A 14978-nucleotide genomic window follows, 5' to 3' on the forward strand; every position below is an offset into this window, starting at 1 on the left:
CCAGGGCGGCGGCAAGCAGGACCCGGTCGATCATCCGGTTGCGGGTGCTGTCGAAATCGTCCTGAAGCATCGGCCGGCCCTCCCGAGTCGCGAAACTGCCGGGTCGATGTTTCCGGCCTATGTCGCCGTCCGCCTCATGAGTTCAGACCCGGCGTCGAAGGTGGGGAACACGCTCGTGTTCTGCGCCGGACCCTTCGAGGGCGCGCTTTGCACTTCGAAGTGGGTCGGCGGACACGGCCCCGTTACGGGCCTGAAACCTTTCCACGCGAAGAAGGGGAGCCGGGCCAGCGTATCCAGCCCGCGGAGTCGCGTTCCATGGCTCAGTCCGCCGCCCATGCCGGGGCCATCGCGCCCGCGCCCGGGCTGCCGCTGCTCACGCTGCTGCACGGCATCGCCGGGGCGCTGTTCGCGGCCTTCATCTTCTTCGCGTGCTTCGCCTTCTCGGACACGTCGCCCTACGATGTGATCGCCATCCCGACCATCGTCCTGTGGGTGTGCCTCGGCGTTCGGCTGCATCGCGGGGTGGTGCCGCTGCTCGCGCTGCTGCTCCTGTACCTCACGGCGATCGTCGTCGCGCTGCTGCCCTATCTCGACGAGGAGTTCCCGGCCACGTGGACGATCCAGCTCGTCTACCTCTGCACCACCGGCGTCTTCTTCGCGATGTTCTTCGCCGACGACACGGAGGCCAGGATGGAGCTGGCACTCAAGGCCTATACCGCGAGCTGCCTGTTCTCGGCGGCGGCCGGCATCGTCGGGTATCTCGACCTCCTCGGGATCGAGGACCTGTTCTACCGGTACGGCCGCGCCTCCGGCACCTTCCAGGATCCGAACGTGTTCGGCTCCTTCCTCACCCTCGGCGCCCTGTACCTGCTGCACGCCCTGATCACCGGCACGGCGCGCCGCCCCGCTCTCAGCCTGATGGGCTTGCTCGTGATCCTCGCCGGGATCTTCCTGTCGTTCTCGCGCGGCTCCTGGGGCGGCACGATCGTCGCCGTCACGATCATGGTGGTGTCCGTCTACGCGGCGAGCGATTCCGCGCGGCTGCGGCGGCGGATCGTGCTCCTCACCGTCGCGACCCTCGGCCTCGGGCTTGTCGCCATCGCCGGCCTCCTGAGCCTCGACTCGGTGCGGCAGATGTTCGAGACCCGCGCCGCGCTCACGCAGGATTACGATGAAGGCGAGACCGGGCGGTTCGGCAACCAGCTTCGCGGCATCCCGATGCTGATGGAGCGGCCCCTCGGCATGGGGCCGATGCACTGGCGCCTGTTCTTCGGCCTGGAGCCGCACAATTCCTACATCGGCTCCTTCGCCAATGGCGGCTGGATCGGCGGGGCGGCCTTCATCCTCCTCGTCGGCGCCACGACCTTCGTCGGCTTCCGGCTGCTCGCCCGTCGCTCGCCCTTCACCAAGTACGCGCAGATCGTCTGGCCGGCGCTGTTCATGTTCTTTCTTCAGGCCTTCCAAATCGATATTGAGAAATGGCGCCACGTCTACATGATGCTCGGCATGGTCTGGGCTCTGGAAGCCGCCAGATTGTCCTGGCAGAATAGATCTCCGACGCCATCGAGGGACGACATGGTTCGCAACTCATGATGCAGGACATCGGTCGGCATCCTGACGCGAGCGAGCCGGCGGCGGCCCGCACCGAGGCCGTGCGCGTCGAGGCCCTGGCCGCACTCGGAATCCTCGGCACCGCGCCGGAACCGCATTTCGAGGCGGTCTGCCGGGTCGCCAAGCGCATCTTCGGCGTCGCGGGGGCCTTCGTCGCGCTGATGGGCGAGGAGCAGGTCTGGCTGAAGACCCCCTGCGAGTTGATCCCCACCACGGCGCCGAGGCGCCAGACCTTCTGTCATTTCACCGTCGAGCGCGGCGCGCCCATCGTCGCCCGCGACACCTGGGAGCATCCCGATTTCCGCGATCTCGCCGGGGTGAAGGGCGAGCGCGGCATCCGCTTCTATGCCGGCATCCCGCTCGCGCTGGAGCCGGGTTTGCCCCTCGGCACCTTCTGTCTCGTGGACACGGCCCCGCGCGACTTCACGGCGGACGAGGAAGCGACCTTCGCCGATCTCGCCGAAACGGTGATCGCCCATCTGAGGCTCGCCTTGTCCGATGCCGAGCGCGCCAAGGCCGCCGCCACGGTGGAGGCGCGGGAGGCCGTCATCTTCAAGCAGAACGGCGAGATCGAACTGCGCGCCCGCGCGCAGGAGAGCGCCGACGCCCAGTTGATGATGGCCGAATGGCTCGCCTCCATCGGCACCTGGGACGTCACCCTCGCGGACGGGCGGGTGACATGGTCTCCGGGCCTCTATCGGATCGCCGGCCACGATCCGGGTGAGCCCCCGCCCACGATGGGACACCTCGCCGATTTCTATCACCCCGACGACCGCGCCCGCGTCCGGGCGACGGTGGCGGGTGCCATCGCGGCGGGGGGCTCCTTCGCCTACGAGGCGCGGATCCTGCGCCCCGACGCCACGATCCGCGATGTGGTGGTGCGCGGCGTCGCCCAGACCGATGCGGCGGGCGCGGTGACGAGGCTCGTCGGCGTGCTCATCGACGTCACCGAGATGCGCCAGGTGCAGGATGCCGTCCGCCGCGGCGACGTGCGCTACCGGGGCCTCGCGGAGAGCCTGCCGCTCCTCGTCTGGACCATGCGCGTCAGCGACGGCGAGGCGACCTACCTCAACGCGCAGTTCCGCACCTATTACGGCCCCATCGGCGCGGGCCGGACCGAGCGGCTGGCCCGCAACCATCCCGACGATGCCGACGCCATGGAGGCGGCATGGAAGCGGGCGCTGGACAGCGGGATCGGCTATTCCGGCCAGTGGCGGATCCGCCGCCACGATGGCGTGTACCGCTGGCACCAGATTTCGATCTCGCCGATCCTGCTCGATGCCAAGGGCGACATCCTCGAATGGCTCGGCACGGCCCTCGATGTCGATGACATCGTCACCGCCCGCATCGCGGTGGAGGACGCCCGCCAGCTGCTCGGCCTTGCCCTGGAGGCGGCGGGAGCCGGCACCTGGGATTGGGACATGCAGACCGGCGTGGTCTCCCTGGCCCCGGAGAGCGCGCGGATGCACGGGCTCGATTGCCCGAACGGCGAGCCGCGCCTCCTGAGCGCCGCCGCCTGGACCGCCCTCGTCCATTCCGACGATGCGGCCGATGCGTGGAACGAGGTCCGCCGGGCCATCGATTCCCGCAGCACCTATGCGGCGCAGTTCCGCGTCGGGGATCGCTGGATCTACGGGCGCGGGCGCACGGTGTTCGGCACCGACGACCGCCCGCTGCGCATGGTCGGCCTGCATCTCGACATCACCGATTCCAAGGCGACGGAGGCTGCCCTCCGGGCGGCGACCCACGACGCCGAGGTCGCCCGTGCCGAGGCCGAGCGGGCGAGCGCGGCCAAGAGCAACTTCCTCGCGGCCATGAGCCACGAGATCCGCACGCCGCTCAACAGCATCATCGGCTATGCCGACCTGCTCCTCGACGGCGATACGATCCACGGCGAGGACCGCAGGCGCCTCGCCCTGATCCAGAATTCGGGCGCGGCCCTTCTGACCGTCGTCAACGACGTCCTCGACTTCTCGAAGGTCGATGCCGGCGAACTGACCCTCGAATCCCTGTCCTTCCCGCTGGTGTCCGTCATCGAGGCGGCGATCTCCATCGTGCGCGGGGCGGCGCTCAAGAGCGGCCTCGCCATCAACGTCGAACTCGATCCCGGCCTGCCGCGCTTCGTGGTCGGCGATTCGAGCCGGCTGCAGCAGGTGCTGCTGAACCTCTTGAACAACGCGGTGAAGTTCACCCCCGAGGGCTCCGTCACCCTCAGCGTCTATCGCCAGGGCGAGGCCCTGCGCTTCGCCGTCACCGATACCGGCATCGGCATCGCGCCGGAGGACCAGGCGCGGCTGTTCCGGCGCTTCAGCCAGGTCGACGGCTCGATCAGCCGCCGCTTCGGCGGCACCGGGCTCGGTCTCGCCATCTCGCACCAGCTCGTCGAACTGATGGGCGGCCGGATCGGCGTCGAGAGCCGCGAGGGCGAGGGCTCGACCTTCTGGTTCACCCTGTTCCTTCCGAGCGGGGAAGAGCCGGTCCACGGCCCGGCCCCGGCGCACCCGCCCGCCGCCCCCTTTGCCGAGGCGAGGCGCCATCTGCGGCTCCTCCTGGCGGAGGATGTCGCGATCAACCGCGAACTCGCCTGCGCGGTGCTGGAAGCCCAGGGCTACGAGGTTTCCGTGGCGGTGGACGGCGCCGAGGCGCTGGCGGCCGTCGAGGCGGCCTTCGCGAAGGGACGCGGTTTCGACCTCGTGCTGATGGACGTCCAGATGCCGGGGGTCGACGGGCTCGCCGCCACGCGCCGCATCCGCAGCCTCCCCGGCCCCGCGAGCGACGTGCCCATCGTGGCGATGACGGCCAACGTCCTGCCGGAGCAGATCGAGGAATTGCTCAAGGTCGGCATGGACGACCATGTCGGCAAGCCGTTCAAGCGCCAGGACCTGTGCGCGACGATCGAGCGCTGGACGGCGCCCGGCGCCCGCAAGCGCCTCGCGAAGGCGGATCCTGCCGCGCCGCCCGTCGATCCGCAGACCCTCGATGCCGAAGTGCTGGACGCCATGCGCCTGCGCTTCGGGCCGGAGCGCGTGGACGGCCTCCTCGACTTGCTGGCGGGGGAACTCTCGCAGCGCTTCCGCGTGCCGGCGAACGACCGGCAGGAGATCGCCCACGACGCCCATGCCATGGTCTCGGCGGCGGGGATGCTCGGCTTCGCCGGCCTCTCGGACCTATGCCGCGAACTGGAGGCCGCCGCCCATGCGGGCAGCGACCTCTCGGCGTTGATCCGACGGCTGGAGGTGCAGCGGGCCAAGACCCTGCGGGTCATCCGCACCCTGCGCGCCGCCTGAGGGCTCAGGCGGCGGGCGCCTCGTCCTCGTCCTCGAGGGGATCGGCGGTCCAGGCCGTCGCGAAGGCCGCGAGCTGGCGCGGATCCGCGAGGGCCGCGACGCTCAGGCTGCGGGGCGCCGGCGCGGCCCCCGGATAGGGGCTGAGCATTACGTCGACCCGCACGAGGCGGCCGCCCGGCGCGTTCGCATCGATCCAGGCTTGCGCCTCCGGGGTGAAACGGTCGGGCGCGGCGAGCGCCCGCGCGTCGCCGCGCAGGACGAGGACATAGGGGCCGAGCGACGGATCGGCCTTCTTGACCGCTTCGATGACGTCGATCACGCGAAGTCGTTGAGTTGCACCTGGGCCTGGGCCTCGGTGAAGTTCGGGATGTCGGCGAAGATCTCGGCGCCGTGCGCCTCGGCCGCCTTGGCGAAGGCCTCGGCCGATTCGAACGTCAGCAGCGCCATCACCTGGAACGGCGCCGGGCCGCCATCGGGCGTGCCCTTGCCCGTCACCACCGTGGCCTCGTGCAGGCCGAGGCTCGACCAGCGCTCGCGCACCAGCGGCATGTGGGTGTTCAGGTAATAGCCCATGTCGAACTTCGGTCCGGCCGGGTACATCACGCTCACGAGGATCACGGCGTTCTCCCTTTTGGTCTGCTAGTGCAGCTTCACGCGCGAGACCGTGCGCCGGGTTAGGGCGCGGGCCATCGCGTCGATGGTCGTCTTCACGCTGCCGTGCAGGGCGCGCTCGTGCATCTTGTACAGCGAGCGGTACATCATCCGGGCGAACAGGCCGACGATCAGCATGTTCCGGCCCCGGATGAAGCCCATCAGGCTCCCGACCGTGGAGTAATGGCCGAGCGAGACCAGCGAGCCGAAATCGCGATACTTGAACGGCTTCAGCGGCTTGCCGGCGATCTTGGCCTCGATCTGCCCGATCAGGTGCGTCGCCTGCTGGTGCGCGGCCTGGGCGCGCGGCGGGATCGGCCGGTCCGAGCCCGCCTCCACGAGATAGGCGCAATCGCCCATCGCGAAGATGTCCGGGTCGCGGGTGGTCTGGAGGGTCGGCGTGACGACCAGCTGGTTGGTGCGGGTGGTCTCGAGCCCGCCGATTCCCTGCAGGAAGGGCGGGGCCTTCACCCCCGCCGCCCAGACGACGAGTTCCGACGGCAGGAACGTGCCGTCGGCCAGCGCGACGCCATCGGCCCGCACCTCGGTGACGCGGGCCTTCAGGCGCACGTCGACACCGATCTTGCGCAGCATCTGCATCACCTCGGCTGAGAGCCGTTCCGGCACGGCCGGGAGCACCCGGTCGGCGGCCTCCACGAGGGTGATGCGGATGTCCTTGTCGGGATCGATCTTGTCGAGGCCCGTGGCCACCACGTCACGCAGGGTGCGGTGCAGCTCGGCCGCGAGTTCGGTCCCCGTCGCGCCCGCGCCGATGACCGTCACGTGCAGTTGGCCCGGACGCACCGGCCCGTCCTGGGTGTGGGCCCGCAGGCTGGCATTCACGAGGCGCTGGTGGAAGCGCACCGCCTGCTCCTGCGTGTCGAGGGCGATGGCGTGCTCGGCCACGCCGGGCGTGCCGAAATCGTTGGTGGTCGAGCCGACCGCGATCACCAGCGTGTCGTAGCCGACCGTGCGCGCGGGCGTGACCTGCCGCCCCTCGGCGTCGAAGCTCGGGGCCAGGGTGATCTGCCGCGCCGCCCGGTCGAGGCCGATCATCTGGCCGATCCGGTAGCGGAAATGGTGCTGGTGCGCGTGATGGAGGTAATCCACCGCGTGATGGCCGACATCGAGGCTGCCGGCGGCGACCTCGTGCAGCAGCGGCTTCCAGATATGGGTGCGCGCCCGATCGACCAGCGAGATCTCGGCCTTCCGCCGCTTCCCGAGCCGGTCTCCGAGCTTGGTCACCAGTTGCAGGCCGGCGGCGCCGCCGCCCACCACGACAACTCGATGAGGAGCTGACTCGCTTCCCGCTGGGACCATGGATGCCTCAAGTATCTCGGCGCCGCGACCGTCGCGCCGATGAAGGAACTGCATAGACCGACGCGGGATCGCTTTGCCAGTTATTCCCGCGCGGCGGATTCCGTTGCTTCGCCGCGCCGCGTTGTCGCGTCAGGGCTGCGGCGCGCCGGGCTGGCGCAGGGGGTGCGATTCGGCGAAAGCCGGCATGGCCAGGCAGGTCTCGGCGATTCGCTTCACGGTGGGGAAGGGGGCCGTGTCGACGCCGAAGATGCCCGTTCCGACCCACAGGCTCACTAGGCAGAGGTCGGCATGGCTCACCGCGTCGCCCTGGCAGAATCGGCCGGTGCCCGGCTCCGAGACGAGGCGCGTCTCCAGGGTCTTCAGCCCCGTTTCGAAGGTGTGGCGCACGAAGGTCATCATGCGCTCCTTCGGCAGTCCGTACTCCTCCATCAGGAAGGTGCGCACCCGCGGCACGTAGAGCGGATGGGTGTCGCAGGCCACGAGTTGCGCGAGCGATCGCGCCCGCGCCCGTTCGCGGGGATCCGCCGGCAGCAGGCGCTCGCCGCCCTTCGTCTCTTCCAGGTAATCGAGGATCGCGAGGGATTGGGTGAGCGGCGGCCCATCGCCGTCGAACAGGGCCGGCACCGCGCCCTGCGGGTTGATGGCGCGAAACTCGGGCTTGTGCTGGTCGCCGGCGTCGAGGTCGATGAACGTCTCCTCGTAGGCCAGCCCCTTGAGCTTCAGGGCGATTCGCACCCGGAAGGCGGCGGCGGACCGCCAGTTGCCGTACATGTGCATGCGACACGCTCCTCCCGTTCGACAAAAAGGGCGGGCGCCGCCTCCGGCACCCGCCCTTTTTCTATCGCGGGGAAATCTCCCCGTCGGAAGTCCTAGAAGCCGCCGAACTTGTAGTTGAAGCCAGCGCGGACGATGTTGCCCTCGGTGCGGAAGCGCGAGAGGTACGACGGGGCGCCGGTCCCGATCGCGTTCACCACGACGTTCTGGGTGCCCAGATCGTAGTGGATGTACTCGGCCTTGATGGTGATGGCGTCGTACTTGATGCCGAGGTAGCGGCCGACGGCGAAGGTGTTCAGGAAGCTGTCGGTCGGCAGGGCGAACTCGATGCCGCCGCCGTAGGCATAGCCGGTCTTGAAGTCGTCGTAGCGGCCGGCGAACTGCAGGGCGCCGCCGGGGGTGTAGAAGTTCACGTCGTGGAAGACGTTGCCATAGGCGAGACCGCCGGTGCCGTACACGAGGACGCGGTCGAAGGCGTAGCCGACGCGGCCGGTGAGGGTGCCGAGCCAGTCGAGGCTCTGGCGGTACTGGCTCGGGTTCGGCAGGACGCCGCCGGCGAGCGGGGCGCCGAGGATGAAGCGGTTCTTGGTGATGTCCGTCCAGTCGATGCTGTTCGCGACACCGACGACGATGCCCGCGCCCGGCGTGAACTGGTAGTTGTAACCGGCGGTGCCGCCGATGTTGGCGATGCCATCCTGCGAAGTCGTCACCGCGGCGGGGCGGCGGCCGGCGGCGACGTTGCCGGCGGTCACGGCGTTCAGGCCGCTGGTGTTGATGCGCTGGTTGTCGGTGAAGGTGTAGGCCGACTCGAGACCGGCGTAGAAGCCCGTCCAGGTGAAGACCGGCACCGGCGTGAAGACCGGCGGCGGGGCGGCGCGGCGCGGCAGATCGGCAGCCGAGGCGGCGGTCGCCATCAGAGCCGTCGCGGCGGCGGAGAGCAGGACTTTCTTCATCATTGCGGCGAGACCCGGTGTTTGTACATTTGTATCTGCGGCCAAGTTAATCGCCGGTCCTCGAAGCGGCTATGCCCTTTAAGACACAGTAGTCTCCCAAAGCGGGGCCGCGGCGCGGTCTGCACTCAGCGGGCGAGACAGGCTTGACAGTTGCACGCGAATTCGTCGCAGCCCTTGATCCCGGCCTGCCGACCCTCTAAGCGGTCGGCGCTTTTCGCCCCCGTCAAGCATCGGGGCGGCCGAGCTGGATCCGGGGCGCCCGCGTTGCCCCCTCCGCAGGAACGGGAATCATGGGCAAGGAAAAGTTCTCTCGTACGAAGCCGCACTGCAACATCGGCACGATCGGGCACGTGGATCACGGCAAGACGTCGCTGACGGCGGCGATCACGAAGGTGCTGGCCGAGACGGGCGGCGCGACGTTCACGGCCTACGACCAGATCGACAAGGCCCCCGAGGAGAAGGCGCGCGGGATCACGATCTCGACCGCGCACGTCGAGTACGAGACGACGAACCGCCACTACGCGCACGTCGACTGCCCCGGCCACGCCGACTACGTGAAGAACATGATCACGGGCGCGGCGCAGATGGACGGCGCGATCCTGGTGGTGTCGGCGGCCGACGGCCCGATGCCGCAGACCCGCGAGCACATCCTGCTGGCCCGTCAGGTCGGCGTGCCGGCGCTGGTGGTGTTCCTGAACAAGGTCGACCTCGTGGACGACGAGGAGCTCCTCGAGCTCGTCGAGATGGAGGTGCGCGAGCTTCTGTCGAAGTACGACTTCCCCGGCGACGACATCCCGATCACCAAGGGCTCGGCCAAGGTGGCGCTGGACAACGGCGACAAGGCGATCGGCCACGACGCCGTGCTGAAGCTGATGCAGTCGGTGGACGAGTACATCCCGCAGCCGGAGCGCCCGATCGACCTGCCGTTCCTGATGCCGATCGAGGACGTGTTCTCGATCTCGGGTCGCGGCACGGTGGTGACGGGCCGCGTCGAGCGCGGGATCGTGAAGGTCGGTGAGGAAGTCGAGATCGTGGGCATCCGCCCGACGACGAAGACGACGGTGACCGGCGTCGAGATGTTCCGCAAGCTGCTCGACCAGGGCCAGGCGGGCGACAACGTGGGCGTTCTGCTGCGCGGCACGAAGCGCGAGGACGTGGAGCGCGGCCAGGTGGTGTGCAAGCCGGGTTCGGTGAAGCCGCACTCGAAGTTCAAGGCCGAGGCGTACATCCTGACGAAGGAGGAGGGCGGCCGCCACACGCCGTTCTTCACGAACTACCGTCCGCAGTTCTACTTCCGCACGACGGACGTGACCGGCGTGTGCACGCTGCCCGAGGGCACCGAGATGGTGATGCCGGGCGACAACGTGACCATGGACGTGGTGCTGATCGTGCCGGTGGCCATGGAAGAGAAGCTGCGCTTCGCCATCCGCGAGGGCGGCCGCACCGTCGGCGCCGGCGTCGTCGCCGCCATCAACGACTGATCGCTTCCACAGCGATGACGGGAAGGGCCGGCCTCGTGCCGGCCTTTTCCTTTTTCGGCCTCCGGGTGGCGCGGCGGCCCTTGCATCCGCGATGCGGTTGCGGCATGGAGCCTTCGCGCCGCGCGAGCGGTGCACACAGGAGTGTAGCTCAACTGGTCAGAGCGCCGGTCTCCAAAACCGGAGGTTGCGGGTTCGAGTCCCTCCACTCCTGCCAGTCCGGGCGCCTGCCGCTCCTCGGTCGACAAGTCTCCCGACTTGCGCTAGAGCGGCTTCGATCCGAGATCTGAAACGACCGTCGGTGTGGGCCGGAATGGCCCTCGGCGCCGGTCGTTCGCGTTTTTGAACGCGGCCGAAAGGCACGAATCCGTCAACGAATCTGGCGCCATGGCATCGAACGAAGCGACGAAGAAGGTGGACCTCGCCCGCGGCACGAACCGCGGCCGCGATGTTGCGCCGCCGGCCCGTCAGACTCCGCCTGCCAAGGTGCCCCAGAAGCGTGTCGGGCCCGGCGAGTTCTTCTCGCAGGTGCGCGACGAGGGACGCAAGGTCACGTGGCCGTCCCGCCGCGAGACCACGATCACCACGATGATGGTCTTCATCATGGTGGTGGTGACGAGCCTGTTCTTCACCGTGGTCGATCAGGCCATGCGCTTCATCGTCGGCCTGATCCTCGGGCTCTGAGGGGCGTCACGCCCCGGACTTCATCGGAGTTGAGCGAAAGCCGTGTCCAAGCGCTGGTATATCGTCCACGCCTATTCGAATTTCGAGAACAAGGTCGCCCAGTCCATCAAGGACCAGGCCGCGCAACGCGGGCTGACCGACCTGTTCGACGAGGTGATGGTCCCGACCGAGAAGGTCGTCGAGGTTCGTCGCGGCCGTAAGGTCGATGCCGAGCGCAAGTTCTTCCCGGGCTACGTGCTGGTGAAGTGCGACCTGACCGACGAGGTCTACCACCTCATCAAGAACACCCCGAAGGTCACGGGCTTCCTCGGCGCGGACAAGTCCAAGCCGGTGCCGATCCCGGACGCCGAGGCCGAGCGCATCAAGGGTCAGGTCGCCGAAGGCGTCGACCGTCCCAAGCCCTCGATCTCCTTCGAGATCGGCGAGACCGTCCGCGTGGCGGATGGCCCGTTCGCGAGCTTCAACGGCACCGTCGAGGAAATCGACGATGCCCGTTCCCGCCTGAAGGTGGCCGTGTCGATCTTCGGCCGCGCCACCCCGGTGGAACTGGAATACGCCCAGGTCGAGAAGGCCTGAGCGTAACACCCGCGGGAGATCCGCCCGGCTTCGCCTCCGGGAGCTTCGGATCGCACCGCGACCTGCAACCGTCCGACCCGCCGCGCCTCGGCAGCGTGGGGGCGGATGAACATTGGGAGCAGTCCCTATGGCGAAGAAGATCACGGGCTACGTGAAGCTTCAGGTCCCGGCCGGCGCCGCCAACCCGTCGCCGCCGATCGGCCCCGCGCTCGGTCAGCGCGGCCTCAACATCATGGAATTCTGCAAGGCCTTCAACGCGAAGACCGCGCAGATGGAGAAGGGCACCCCGATTCCGGTGATCATCACCGCGTATCAGGACCGGTCCTTCACCTTCGAGATGAAGCAGCCCCCGGTCACGTTCTTCCTCAAGAAGGCGGTTGGCCTGAAGATCGGCAAGAAGCCGGCCTCCGGCTCCAAGACCCCGGGCAAGGGCCCGACGGTCGGCAAGATCACCGAGGCCCAGCTTCGCGAGATCGCCGAGAAGAAGATGCCCGACCTCAACTGTGATTCCGTCGAGGCGGCCGTTGCCATGATCCGGGGTTCCGCCCGGGCCATGGGCCTCGAAATTACGGCCTGAGGAGGGACACATGGCACGCGAAGGAAAGCGCATCCGCGCCGCCCGCGAGGGCCTGGAGCCGACCAAGCTCTATTCGATCGCCGAGGCGGTCAAGCTCGTGAAGGAGCGGGCGACCGCGAAGTTCGACGAGACCGTCGAGGTCTCCATGAACCTCGGCGTCGATCCGCGCCACGCCGACCAGATGGTCCGCGGCGTCTGCAACCTGCCGAACGGTTCCGGCCGGACGGTGCGCGTGGCGGTCTTCGCCCGTGGCGCCAAGGCGGATGACGCCAAGGCGGCGGGTGCCGACATCGTCGGCGCCGAGGATCTCCTCGAGATCGTCCAGGGCGGCAAGATCGACTTCGACCGCTGCATCGCGACCCCGGACATGATGCCGCTGGTTGGCCGTCTCGGTAAGGTGCTGGGCCCGCGCGGCCTGATGCCGAACCCGAAGGTCGGCACCGTCACCATGGACGTGAAGGGCGCCGTGGCCGCCGCCAAGGGCGGCGCCGTGGAGTTCCGCGTCGAGAAGGCCGGCATCATCCATGCCGGCGTCGGCAAGGTCTCGTTCGACGTCGACAAGCTCGTCGAGAACATCAAGGCGTTCGCCGATGCGGTCGCCAAGGCCAAGCCGGCGGGGGCCAAGGGCACCTATGTCCAGCGCATCGCCGTCACCTCGACGATGGGTCCGGGCGTGAAGGTCGAGCCGAACACGGTTCTGACCGCCTGATCGCTCGCAACCTGCGACGTAGCGAAGCGCCCGGCCGGCAACGGCTGGGCGTTTTGTGTTTCCAGCGCAGGTCGGCGCGTTCAATCGCACCTTCGTGGCCGCGAAGGGGGCGCCGACGCGATTAGCTGTGCTAGATAGGCCCCCATGCGTAGCACCGTCTCCGTCACGTCCCGTCGACGCATCCTCTGCGTCTTCCCCGCCTACACGCCGTCCTTCGGCACATTCTCCCACGCCTATCCATTGATGGGCGGGGTGAAGGCGTTCATGCCGCCCCAGGGGCTCCTCGTCATCGCGGCCTACATGCCCGAGACCTGGGAGTGCCGTTTCATCGACGAGAACATCAAGCGCGCCACAGCGGCCGATTTCGCCTGGGCGGACGCGGTGTTCGTCTCCGGCATGCACATCCAGGAAGGGCAGATCCACGACATCTGCGAGCGGGCCCAGGCGGCCGGCAAGCTCGCGGTTCTCGGCGGCCCCTCGGTCTCCGGCGCGCCGGAGAAGTACCCGGATTTCGACTGTCTCCATATCGGTGAGATCGGCGATGCCACCGACCGGCTGATCGCCCGCCTCGATGCCGGCGTCCAACGCCCCGCCTCGCAGGAGACCTACGAGACCGGCGACCGTCTGGCCCTCGCCGATTTCCCGACGCCGGCCTACGAGGCCGTGCCGCTCAAGCGCTACCTGATCGGCTCGCTGCAATTCTCGTCGGGCTGCCCGTATCGCTGCGAGTTCTGCGATATCCCCCAGCTCTACGGCCGCCAGCCCCGTCTCAAGACGCCTGAGCAGCTCTGCGCCGAGCTCGATGCCATCGTCAGCCAGCCGGGCCACCCGGCGGTCGTCTACTTCGTGGACGACAATTTCATCGGCAACCGCAAGGCGACGCGCGAGATGCTGCCGGTGCTGGTGGAGTGGCAGAAGCGGAACAACTACCCGCTTCAGTTCGCCTGCGAGGCGACCCTCAACATGGCCAAGCAGCCCGAGATTCTCGAGCTGATGCGGCAGGCGAACTTCATGACGGTGTTCGTCGGCATCGAGACGCCGGAGGCCGAGGCGCTGAAGGGCATCGACAAGACCCACAACGCCGCCGTGCCGATGTACGAGGCCATCTCGACCCTCAACTCCTACGGGTTGGAGGTCACGTCGGGCATCATCCTCGGCCTCGACTCGGATTCCGACCAGTCCGAGCAGAACCTGATCGACTTCATCGATCGCTCTGCGATCCCCGTGCTGACGATCAATCTGCTCCAGGCCCTGCCGAAGACCCCCCTTTGGGACCGGCTGGAGAAGGAAGGCCGCCTCGTCCACGATGCGGCGCTCGAATCGAACGTCCTGTTCAAGCGCCCGCACGATACGGTGGTCTCCAGTTGGCGGCGGGCCATCGCCCACGCCTACGATCCGGAGAAGATCTTCGAGCGGTTCAAGCACCAGTGCGAGACGACTTATCCGCACCGGATCGTCACGCCGACGGCGGGAAAGCTCACCTTCACCAACCTGCGGCGCGGGCTGATCCTCGGCTTCAACATCATCACGCGGGTCGGCCTGTTCTCCGACTATCGCGGTCCGTTCTGGCGGGCGGCGGGTTTCGCCCTGAAGCGCGGGCAGATCGAGGCGGTGTTCAACATGGGCTTCGTCGCCCACCACCTGATCCGCTTCACGCGTGAGGCCCTGCGCGGCGAGCACAACGCCTCGTTCTACGCGGCCAAGGCCGCCGAGGCGAAAGAAGCGCAGGAGCGGACATGGTGGGAGAACGCCCGGCGGCGATTCGTGCCGGAGCGCGAGGCGGCCTAGGTCGCAACCACCGCGGGTTTTGTCCGGCCACCGAAAGACCAGTGTAAGTCGTGTGGATAAGCCATTGAGGCGAAGGAAGCTTTGCCTCGATGCGAAAATAGGCCCTCAAGGACGGGGCCAAGACGTGACAGTCTGAGACGCCGGTCCTAAGCTTGGCCGGTCAGTCGATCATCCTCCGATGCGACGGCTTCGGGCATGGAAGCCTGTGGCGGAGCTAGCCGGCCGCCGCCAGAGAGCAGGCCTGTCGGAGGAGGTGAGGACGTTGATCATGTTTCCGCTGATGGTGAGAATCACCATCGCGAAAACGCGAGATGGGTGGCGGTTCGCCATCCATCTCGCTTTGATGATCTAGCCCTGATCGTCTGATAAGAGAGCTCGCGGGGTGCCTCCCGCGGGTCCTCGCCAAGGAAGATATCCCCGACTCGCGAAAAAGCAAAGCCACCGGGATCGCCGCTGCCAGCTGCGCGAGGCGATGCATGGCAGCCATTCCGGCCTTTGCCCCTTGCCTGCGGCGGAAAAGTCGCGCTTCGGCTCTTGGCAGGCGGCTTGCTAGGTTCTATACACCGCGCC

Annotated in this window: 13 protein-coding genes and 1 tRNA gene; 9 read left to right on the forward strand and 5 right to left on the reverse strand. The window is 68.0% G+C overall.

All coding sequences use genetic code 11. The features are described from left to right. Positions 1-315: 315 nt before the first annotated feature. Together ACS5Q7_RS16450 and ACS5Q7_RS16455 are read left to right on the forward strand one after the other, a co-directional pair. On the forward strand, positions 316-1593 hold the full coding sequence (locus ACS5Q7_RS16450; RefSeq protein WP_478340374.1) for an O-antigen ligase family protein: 1278 nt from the start codon (positions 316-318) through the stop codon (positions 1591-1593). Next, positions 1590-4898, forward strand: a complete 3309-nt coding sequence (locus ACS5Q7_RS16455) for a PAS domain-containing protein (protein WP_478340375.1) — start codon at positions 1590-1592, stop codon at positions 4896-4898. Before ACS5Q7_RS16450 ends, ACS5Q7_RS16455 begins: the two co-directional genes overlap by 4 nt. Before the next feature lie 4 nt (positions 4899-4902). Here ACS5Q7_RS16455 and ACS5Q7_RS16460 read toward each other — a convergent pair whose 3' ends face one another. The 5 genes from ACS5Q7_RS16460 to ACS5Q7_RS16480 all read right to left on the reverse strand — a co-directional run bounded on the left by ACS5Q7_RS16460 (position 4903) and on the right by ACS5Q7_RS16480 (position 8599). Continuing rightward, entirely contained in the window at positions 4903-5217 is a 315-nt protein-coding gene (locus ACS5Q7_RS16460; protein WP_478340376.1) for a hypothetical protein, read from the reverse strand. Next, complete coding sequence (locus ACS5Q7_RS16465) at positions 5214-5516, reverse strand: EthD family reductase (RefSeq protein ID WP_478340377.1); 303 nt, start codon at positions 5514-5516, stop codon at positions 5214-5216. The genes ACS5Q7_RS16460 and ACS5Q7_RS16465 overlap by 4 nt, the downstream gene beginning before the upstream one ends. 21 nt (positions 5517-5537) lie before the next feature. After that, on the reverse strand, positions 5538-6869 hold the full coding sequence (locus ACS5Q7_RS16470; protein WP_478340378.1) for an NAD(P)/FAD-dependent oxidoreductase: 1332 nt from the start codon (positions 6867-6869) through the stop codon (positions 5538-5540). Positions 6870-6998: 129 nt separating this feature from the next. Then, complete coding sequence (gene maiA, locus ACS5Q7_RS16475; RefSeq protein WP_478340379.1) at positions 6999-7646, reverse strand: maleylacetoacetate isomerase; 648 nt, start codon at positions 7644-7646, stop codon at positions 6999-7001. Positions 7647-7738: 92 nt separating this feature from the next. Then, entirely contained in the window at positions 7739-8599 is an 861-nt protein-coding gene (locus ACS5Q7_RS16480) for an outer membrane protein (RefSeq protein ID WP_478340380.1), read from the reverse strand. Between the two features lie 287 nt (positions 8600-8886). On the opposite strand from ACS5Q7_RS16480, the gene tuf reads away from it, so the two are divergent. The 7 genes from tuf to ACS5Q7_RS16515 all read left to right on the forward strand — a co-directional run bounded on the left by tuf (position 8887) and on the right by ACS5Q7_RS16515 (position 14408). Then, positions 8887-10077, forward strand: a complete 1191-nt coding sequence (gene tuf, locus ACS5Q7_RS16485) for an elongation factor Tu (protein WP_478340381.1) — start codon at positions 8887-8889, stop codon at positions 10075-10077. 137 nt (positions 10078-10214) lie between these two features. Continuing rightward, positions 10215-10291, forward strand: a tRNA-Trp gene (locus ACS5Q7_RS16490). A gap of 170 nt (positions 10292-10461) precedes the next feature. Then, a complete protein-coding gene (secE, locus tag ACS5Q7_RS16495; RefSeq protein WP_243952353.1) occupies positions 10462-10758 on the forward strand; it encodes a preprotein translocase subunit SecE in 297 nt (98 codons plus the stop codon). 42 nt (positions 10759-10800) lie between these two features. After that, a complete protein-coding gene (gene nusG, locus ACS5Q7_RS16500; protein WP_238248993.1) occupies positions 10801-11334 on the forward strand; it encodes a transcription termination/antitermination protein NusG in 534 nt (177 codons plus the stop codon). Between the two features lie 127 nt (positions 11335-11461). After that, positions 11462-11911 carry a 50S ribosomal protein L11 gene (rplK, locus tag ACS5Q7_RS16505; protein ID WP_478340382.1) on the forward strand — a complete coding sequence of 150 codons (450 nt, stop codon included), beginning with the start codon at positions 11462-11464 and terminating at the stop codon, positions 11909-11911. A gap of 10 nt (positions 11912-11921) precedes the next feature. Beyond that, positions 11922-12620 carry a 50S ribosomal protein L1 gene (gene rplA, locus ACS5Q7_RS16510; protein ID WP_478340383.1) on the forward strand — a complete coding sequence of 233 codons (699 nt, stop codon included), beginning with the start codon at positions 11922-11924 and terminating at the stop codon, positions 12618-12620. 144 nt (positions 12621-12764) lie between these two features. Beyond that, complete coding sequence (locus tag ACS5Q7_RS16515) at positions 12765-14408, forward strand: B12-binding domain-containing radical SAM protein (RefSeq protein ID WP_478340384.1); 1644 nt, start codon at positions 12765-12767, stop codon at positions 14406-14408. The last annotated feature ends 570 nt before the right edge of the window (positions 14409-14978 follow it).

The organism is Methylobacterium sp. Gmos3 (assembly GCF_056430985.1).